The organism is Bacillus sp. 05T31, assembly GCF_056396725.1.
On record NZ_JBFTMA010000399.1, the window covers coordinates 1 to 7,334 of the forward strand.

Sequence of the window (7,334 nt, forward strand, 5' to 3'; positions counted from 1 at the left end):
GGAGAAACACCAACGAATTTCCTGAAGGAATGAGATAAATAATATTTATTAATATGACTGATTCTTGCTAATGTATCCAGACTTATATTTTCGTGAAAATGCTGCTTAATATAGTTTTTAATCAATTCAATATCTTTATTGATTTTTTGAGTAGATGTTTTTTCTACATTAAAAGATTTTTTTCTCATCATTTTAAGTAGTAAAATTTCCAGAATATTTTGTATAATTAAATCGTAATCTTCTTGATGATTTTCCACTTCCTCAATTAATTGCTGAAGGTAGAAGAGGAAGTTCTTTTGATCCTGTTTATAATTGTGAATAGTGACTTGACTAGGATTTTCTATGGATGAAAAGGACAAACCTTGAATACCAAGTGCGATGTATTCAAGTGGGTGATTCGTATCAGATTTTTCTGTGTGCTCGATATTTGGATTGATGATAATCAAATTGTGCTCTTGGACAGGGATTTCTTCTTTGTAAAAGATAAAAGTTCCTTTGCCCTTGGTAATATACAATAGCTCTGTAAAGTGATGCGCATGAATGGTACTATGCCAATCTTTATCGTATTTTGATTTTGTTATATAAAGAAGTTTTACTGGAAGATGGTTTCGTTGAATTTGTGGAATCTCATATACTTCATTGGACAAATGAATCCCTCCTTCGTAGACTTTTTATCTATGTTATAAAGATTTTAGTGGGATATTCAGTAAAAAGCAAGATATCTAAAAAACAGAACAAGATGTTTATTGTGAAAGCGTTATCTATTTTGTATTCTTTAATTATGAAAGGAAGATTAGGAGATGGGGGTAAATAAAGATGAAAAAAAAGTTATTGTTGTCTGGAATGACAGCTTTGTTATCTTTTAGTTTAATAGCTTGCCAAGGTAATACTACAAAAGTTGATAACTCTAAGGATGGTAAAGGCTCCAGTGAAAAACAAACCCTTCATGTGGCAACACTTGAATCGGCTTATGGTAAAGAGATGTGGAGCGAAGTGATTGACGCATATGAAGCTGCTAATCCAAAAGTTGATGTTAAATTGACAGTGGACAAAAATCTTGAGGATGTCATAGGCTCAAATATGAAAGCAGGAAAGTATCCGGATGTTGTGTTGTTGGCAACCGGGAGAAAACAGGCACTAACAGAAACTTTGATTAAAGATAAAGCATTAGAAGACATTACCGATGTTTTTGATAGAAATGTTTATGGTGAAGATGTTAAAGTCAAAGATAAATTAGTACCAGGGCTTACTGGTACACCTGCGACTAATCCTTATAATGACGGTAAAATTTATATGGCACCGATGTTCTATAGTCCAACTGGATTATTCTATAATGCTAGCTTATTAAAAGAAAAAGGTTGGGAAGTACCGAAGACTTGGGATGAGATGTGGGCTTTGGGAGATAAAGCGAAAGCAGAAGGAATTTCTTTATTTACTTATCCTACAACAGGCTACTTTGATACATTCTTCTACTCTTTACTATTAGGGGTGGGTGGACCTGAGTTATTTAATAAAGCTATGAAATATGCAGATGGTGTTTGGGAAACTTCTGAAGCAACAAAATCCTTCGGAATTGTCGGAAAATTAGGAAAATATACAGAGCCAACTACAGTTGCGAATGCAAATGATAAAGACTATAAGAAAAATCAACAATTGATTCTCGATAACAAAGCTTTGTTTATGCCAAATGGTACGTGGGTAGTTGGTGAAATGAAAGAAGCCCCTCGATCTAAAGGGTTTGAATGGGGCATGATGGCTTTACCAACAATTGATGCTAATAGCGACCGTTATGCATTTACTTTCTTTGAGCAAATGTGGATTCCTTCGGCAGCTAAAAATAAACAACTTGCTAAAGATTTCATGACGTTTGTTTATTCGGATAAGGCAGCTGAAATTTTTGCGGAATCCAGTGCGATTCAGCCTATCAAAGGCCTTTCTAATAAACTGACAGGTGAAAATAAATCATTCTATAGTATCTATGATAATGGAGTGAAAGTGGGGATAGGTGGATTTGCTGCAACGAAAGCCGTTGAAGGGGTAAGTATGCCGGATACATTATTTAGAACGATTGACAGTGTTATTTCTGGTGATAAAAAGGTGAAAGATTGGCAAAGCTCTGTTGAAAAAGTGAGTGACCAATTACGGTCTGCATTAAAATAAATTAGTTTTCACTACGTACAATGGTGAGTCGCTAGTCTCACCATTGTACTTATTAACTGAGGTGATGGCATGAATAAGACAACAGAAAAAAGAATTTTTATTTTTGTTTGTACTGCACCCGCACTAATTCTGTTAGCTATTTTTATGATTGTTCCTACGATTGAGGTATTCAGGATGTCCTTATATAAGTGGGGAGGATTTTCTAATAATAAAGTATTTGTTGGGCTCGATAACTTCAAGATTTTATGGAATGATATGAACTTCTTTCGATCTCTCCAAAACAGTATTGTATTAATTGTTATCGTCACACTTATCACGATGGTGCTGGCAATCTTGTTTGCCACTTTGTTAACAAGAGAAAAAATAAAGGGTAAAAGCTTCTTTCGGATTATTTTTTATATCCCAAATATCTTATCCGTTGTAGTTATCGCGGGAATATTTTCTGCAGTTTATGACCCAACTACAGGATTGTTAAATAATATACTTGCTTTATTTAACCTTGAAAACCTTCAAAAGATGTGGCTCGGCAATCAAAAAATTGCTATCTACAGCATTGGCGGGGCACTCATTTGGCAAGCGATTGGTTACTATATGGTTATGTATATGGCGGCAATGGCAAGTATTCCGGAAAGCTTTTATGAAGCATCTGCTTTGGAAGGTGCTGGACGGGTCAGACAATTTTTCAGTATTACTTTACCGTTAATTTGGAATAACATTCGGACGACGTTAACTTTCTTCGTTATTAGTACGATTAATTTAAGTTTTCTACTCGTTCAAGCRATGACTGGCGGCGGACCTGATGGATCGACGGAGGTGTTTTTAAGCTACATGTATAAGCAGGCTTACACTAATTCTTCTTACGGTTACGGTATGGCTATTGGGGTGGTCATTTTCCTATTCTCATTCGCATTATCTGCAATTATCAGCGGTGTCACTAAAAGGGAAGTGTTGGAGTATTAAGGAGGGCCAAAAACGATGGAAACACAAAAAAGAATGAATACAGAAACAGCTTATCGAGATCCAAAAACGGTGGAAACCAAAAAAGAAATGATTGTAGAAACAGCTTATCAAGCCCCAAAAACAATGAAGCCCCAAAAAGGAATGACTACAGAAGCAATATATCGCTGTTTTATATATGTTGCACTGATTACGTTAGCAATTTCTATTATTATTCCTGTTGCATGGGTTTTCTTAGCCTCAGTGAAGCAAAATTCAGAATTTTACGGAAGTCCTTGGGCCATGCCGAAAAGTTTCTATTTTCAAAACTTTATCGATGCTTTCCAAAAAGCAAACATGGGTACCTACATGTTGAATTCAGTCATGGTAACTGCGTTGGCTCTGCTTATTTTATTGATTGTGGCCTTACCAGCAGCCTATGTGTTGGCAAGATATACCTTTAGAGGAAGTAAATTAATAAATACTTTTTTTAAAGCTGGATTATTCATCAATGTGAACTACATTGTTGTTCCAATTTTCTTGATGTTATTGGACGGAGATACCTTTTTACGAGGCCAACTGGGTGATGGATTTCTACTAGACAATTTATTTATTTTAGCTGTGGTATATGCGGCGACGGCGTTACCATTTACCATTTACTTGCTGTCTAGTTTTTTTCAATCGCTTCCATCCACGTATGAGGAAGCGGCTTTGGTCGATGGTGCCGGATATTTCAAAACAATGATTTCAGTCATGATTCCGATAGCTCGTCCAAGTATTATTGCCGTCATTTTATTTAATTTTCTTGCCTTTTGGAACGAATACATTATTGCCCAAGGAAACAAAAGAATTGATGGAACGATGGGGTGCAGATGCGATTCGCGATAGTGATGGAACGAAACTAGATGATGATATTAAACAATTGGATGCAAAAATTTATACGACTTATTTTGTTGCTCGAGCTCACAATGAGTTCGCAGAGAAGCACATGGATGAATGCCAGCAACTTTATTTAATGAGCTTATTCAATACTGCGCTTACTGACACCCTTGAAATTGATTTTATGAAAGGCTACTTTGAGGAACAATTAAAGCCGGATTACGTTCACAATCCTAAAAAATACTGGGAGGTTATTGACCGGACAACCGGAGAAGTTATTGACGTAAATGATTGGGAAGTAAATGAAGAGCAAAATCGTGTTTTGATTACGAAGGCGATTCCTTGGCATGAATATACGGTTTCATTCCTAGTCTATGCGATTTGGGATCCAACCCAAATGTACAATCATATTACTAATAATTGGGGAGATAAGCCGCATGATATTCCTTTTGATGTCAGGCAGCCACATTCCAATGAATTTATGAAAACCTATTTAAAACAATGGCTGACAGAAAATCCGGATACAGATGTGGTCAGGTTTACAACCTTTTTCTATCATTTTACCCTTGTGTTCAATAATCTTGGCAAAGAGAAATTTGTCGATTGGTTCGGTTATGGTGCAAGTGTTTCAGTTGCTGCTTTGGATGCTTTTCAAAAAGAAAAGGGCTATCGCTTAAGGCCAGAGGACATTGTTGATCAAGGCTATTATAATACTTCGTTTCGAATTCCAACCCCTGCTTTTTTAGATTATATAGATTTTGTTCATAAGTTCGTTGCTGAAGAAGCAAAGAAGCTTGTGGATATTGTCCATGAAAGTGGAAAAGAAGCAATGATGTTCCTTGGTGATAACTGGATTGGTACAGAACCATATGGGAAATACTTTGAAAATATCGGATTGGACGCAGTTGTAGGCAGTGTAGGCGGCGGAGCCACACTACGTATGATTGCAGATATACCACATGTTCGTTACACAGAAGGGCGATTCTTACCTTATTTCTTCCCAGATACTTTTTACGAAGGTAACAACCCGACGATTGAAGCGAATGAAAACTGGTTAACGGCGCGAAGAGCTTTACTACGGAACCCTGTTGATCGTATCGGCTATGGCGGTTATTTAAGTCTAGCTTATCAATTCCCAGAATTTATCTCTTATATTGAAAAAGTTACTGAGGAGTTTCGTGAAATTCATGACACGATCAAAGGCGTTCAACCATATAACGGTCTTAAAGTTGCAATTTTGAACTCTTGGGGCAAGTTGAGAACTTGGCAAACACATATGGTTGCTCATGCTCTATGGTATAAACAAATTTATTCTTATTTAGGTGTTTTAGAATCCTTGAGCGGGGCTGCCGTGGAAGTTTCATTCATTAGTTTTGATGATGTTATTAACGATGGGATACCAGAGGATATTGACGTTATCATTAATGCTGGCGATGTGGGCACAGCTTTTTCAGGAGGGGCTAATTGGATTAATGAAAAGTTAGTCACTACAATCAGGGCCTGGATGTATAATGGCGGAGGCTTCATAGGAATTGGTGAACCGACAGCCTATCAGCATGAAGGACATTATTTTCAATTGGCGAACGTCTTAGGTGTTGACAAAGAACTAGGATTTAGCTTATCCACAGATAAATATTTTATTAATCCTGTCGAAAATCATTTTATTTCTGCTGACAGCACCAAATTTGATTTTGGTGAAGGAATGAAAAACATTTATGCGTTATCAGATAAAACCGAAATAATCGAATATTCAAATGGAGAAGTTCATCTTTCTAGTCATCCGTTTGGAGAAGGTAGAGCTGTGTATATAGCAGGGCTGCCATACAGTGAAGAAAATACACGTCTGCTGATGCGCGCGTTATACTATGCTGCCAATAAAGAAGGAGAGTTTCAAAAGTATCATGCGAGCAATATTTATTGTGAAGTCCATGCATATCCATCTATTCAAAAAATGGCGATTGTTAACAACTCGATGATCGAACAAAAGACAGTTGTATATGACGGACAAGGAAACAGAAAAGAAGTGACGTTGGCACCTAGTGAAATCAGGTGGGAGGATGTTTCAAATGAAGGCTAGCGCTTTATTCATTATTAAAATTGTTGTGTTTATCGTATGTCTGTCTTTGATTATCATCTACCAAAAGACAGCTGGTAAATTCGAACTAGGTATGATGTTGATTGGATTAGCTGGTCTCTTAGGGCTACTTTATGACTACAATCGGAAATACGTATAAATCAACCAAGGCAAGTGGATTGATCAAGGAATCGTATATATGTTTAACGATAACAATTATAAAACATTACTCAATACTTCAAATACAAACCTAGGGGTGCGGACAAATGAAAAAGGCAGTCGGCATTGATATTGGGGGAACGAAGATTGCAGCGGGAGTCATTTCGGATACAGGCGAACTGCTTGAACGTTCGGAAATAAAAAGTGATCCTTCAGACCGGGAAAAAATGTTTGGTAGAGTTGTAGAAGCTGTGGAACAAGTTCTCAGAAAATCATCGATTTCCATCGCTGATATCGAAGGTATTGGCGCCTCTCGAAGGGGATCAATGAACGATTAGAAAAAATCGCTGCTGGGCCAGGGATTCAAAGAATAGCCGAAAGGGACTTACAGGTAGATACTATTTCAACAAAGGATGTTTTTGCTGGTTATATAAACGAGGTACCGGAATATCAGTTCATCATCAACGAAGTAACCGACTACTTAACTCAAGGACTTTATACGATTTCCTGCTTATTGGATCCACACAAAATGGTTTTTGGTGGCAGTGTCATTGTGAAAAATCCTTTTCTACTAGAGTTAATTAAAGCGAAACTGAAAATTTATCAGCTTCCTGAACACCAACATCTTTTGGAACAGATGAGTATTAGTACATTGGCACAAAATAATGGAGTTACTGGTGCAGGATTACGAGTGTTTGAAGGTATGTAATGAGGCGGCGCCGATCTTCTTTTATGAAGAGAATGATGGCAAATAGGTAGAGGAGTGGACGAATATGTTTACATTAAGTCAAGAAAACTTAGTTTCGTTAGGTGCATCAATAACAACGGCGGAAGTAAAACAGCAGCCTGATTTATGGGCTGAAACCTTTGCTTTATATGCGGAGAAAATCAGAGGGATTGAAGAGTTTTTACAAAAAATATTAACGAAACACAGCCGGGTTCGAGTTGTTTTTACAGGCGCTGGAACGTCTGCCTATGTCGGGGATACAGTTACCCCTTATCTAAAAGAAAAGGTGGATGAACAACAATGGGAAATGCTAAGCATTCCGACAACTACGTTGGTTTCAAATCCTTACCAATTCTTTAAAAAGGATTTTCCAACCTTACTCGTTTCATTTGCTAGAAG

Annotated in this window: 7 protein-coding genes and 1 pseudogene; 7 read left to right on the forward strand and 1 reads right to left on the reverse strand. The window is 37.1% G+C overall.

What is annotated here, in order from left to right:
* The coding region (locus AC1DJR_RS20315; RefSeq protein ID WP_477003363.1) for a cupin domain-containing protein at window positions 1-647 on the reverse strand (647 nt) is incomplete at its 3' end.
* Window positions 648-816: 169 nt separating this feature from the next.
* Here AC1DJR_RS20315 and AC1DJR_RS20320 point away from each other — a divergent pair.
* The 7 genes and pseudogenes from AC1DJR_RS20320 to AC1DJR_RS20350 form a co-directional block, all read left to right on the forward strand.
* Window positions 817-2,160 carry a carbohydrate ABC transporter substrate-binding protein gene (locus AC1DJR_RS20320; RefSeq protein ID WP_429688163.1) on the forward strand — a complete coding sequence of 448 codons (1,344 nt, stop codon included), beginning with the start codon at window positions 817-819 and terminating at the stop codon, window positions 2,158-2,160.
* Window positions 2,161-2,229: 69 nt separating this feature from the next.
* On the forward strand, window positions 2,230-3,120 hold the full coding sequence (locus AC1DJR_RS20325) for a carbohydrate ABC transporter permease (RefSeq protein ID WP_002200805.1): 891 nt from the start codon (window positions 2,230-2,232) through the stop codon (window positions 3,118-3,120).
* Window positions 3,121-3,135: 15 nt separating this feature from the next.
* Window positions 3,136-3,984, forward strand: coding sequence for a carbohydrate ABC transporter permease (locus AC1DJR_RS20330; protein WP_477003364.1), 849 nt, complete (start codon window positions 3,136-3,138; stop codon window positions 3,982-3,984).
* Entirely contained in the window at window positions 3,896-6,052 is a 2,157-nt protein-coding gene (gene gnpA / locus AC1DJR_RS20335; RefSeq protein WP_477003366.1) for a 1,3-beta-galactosyl-N-acetylhexosamine phosphorylase, read from the forward strand. Before AC1DJR_RS20330 ends, gnpA begins: the two co-directional genes overlap by 89 nt.
* Window positions 6,042-6,209, forward strand: a complete 168-nt coding sequence (locus AC1DJR_RS20340) for a DUF6903 family protein (protein WP_016129204.1) — start codon at window positions 6,042-6,044, stop codon at window positions 6,207-6,209. Before gnpA ends, AC1DJR_RS20340 begins: the two co-directional genes overlap by 11 nt.
* A 106-nt stretch (window positions 6,210-6,315) precedes the next feature.
* A pseudogene (locus AC1DJR_RS20345) lies at window positions 6,316-6,917 on the forward strand (ROK family protein).
* A gap of 64 nt (window positions 6,918-6,981) precedes the next feature.
* The coding region (locus AC1DJR_RS20350) for an SIS domain-containing protein (RefSeq protein ID WP_477003365.1) at window positions 6,982-7,334 on the forward strand (353 nt) is incomplete at its 3' end.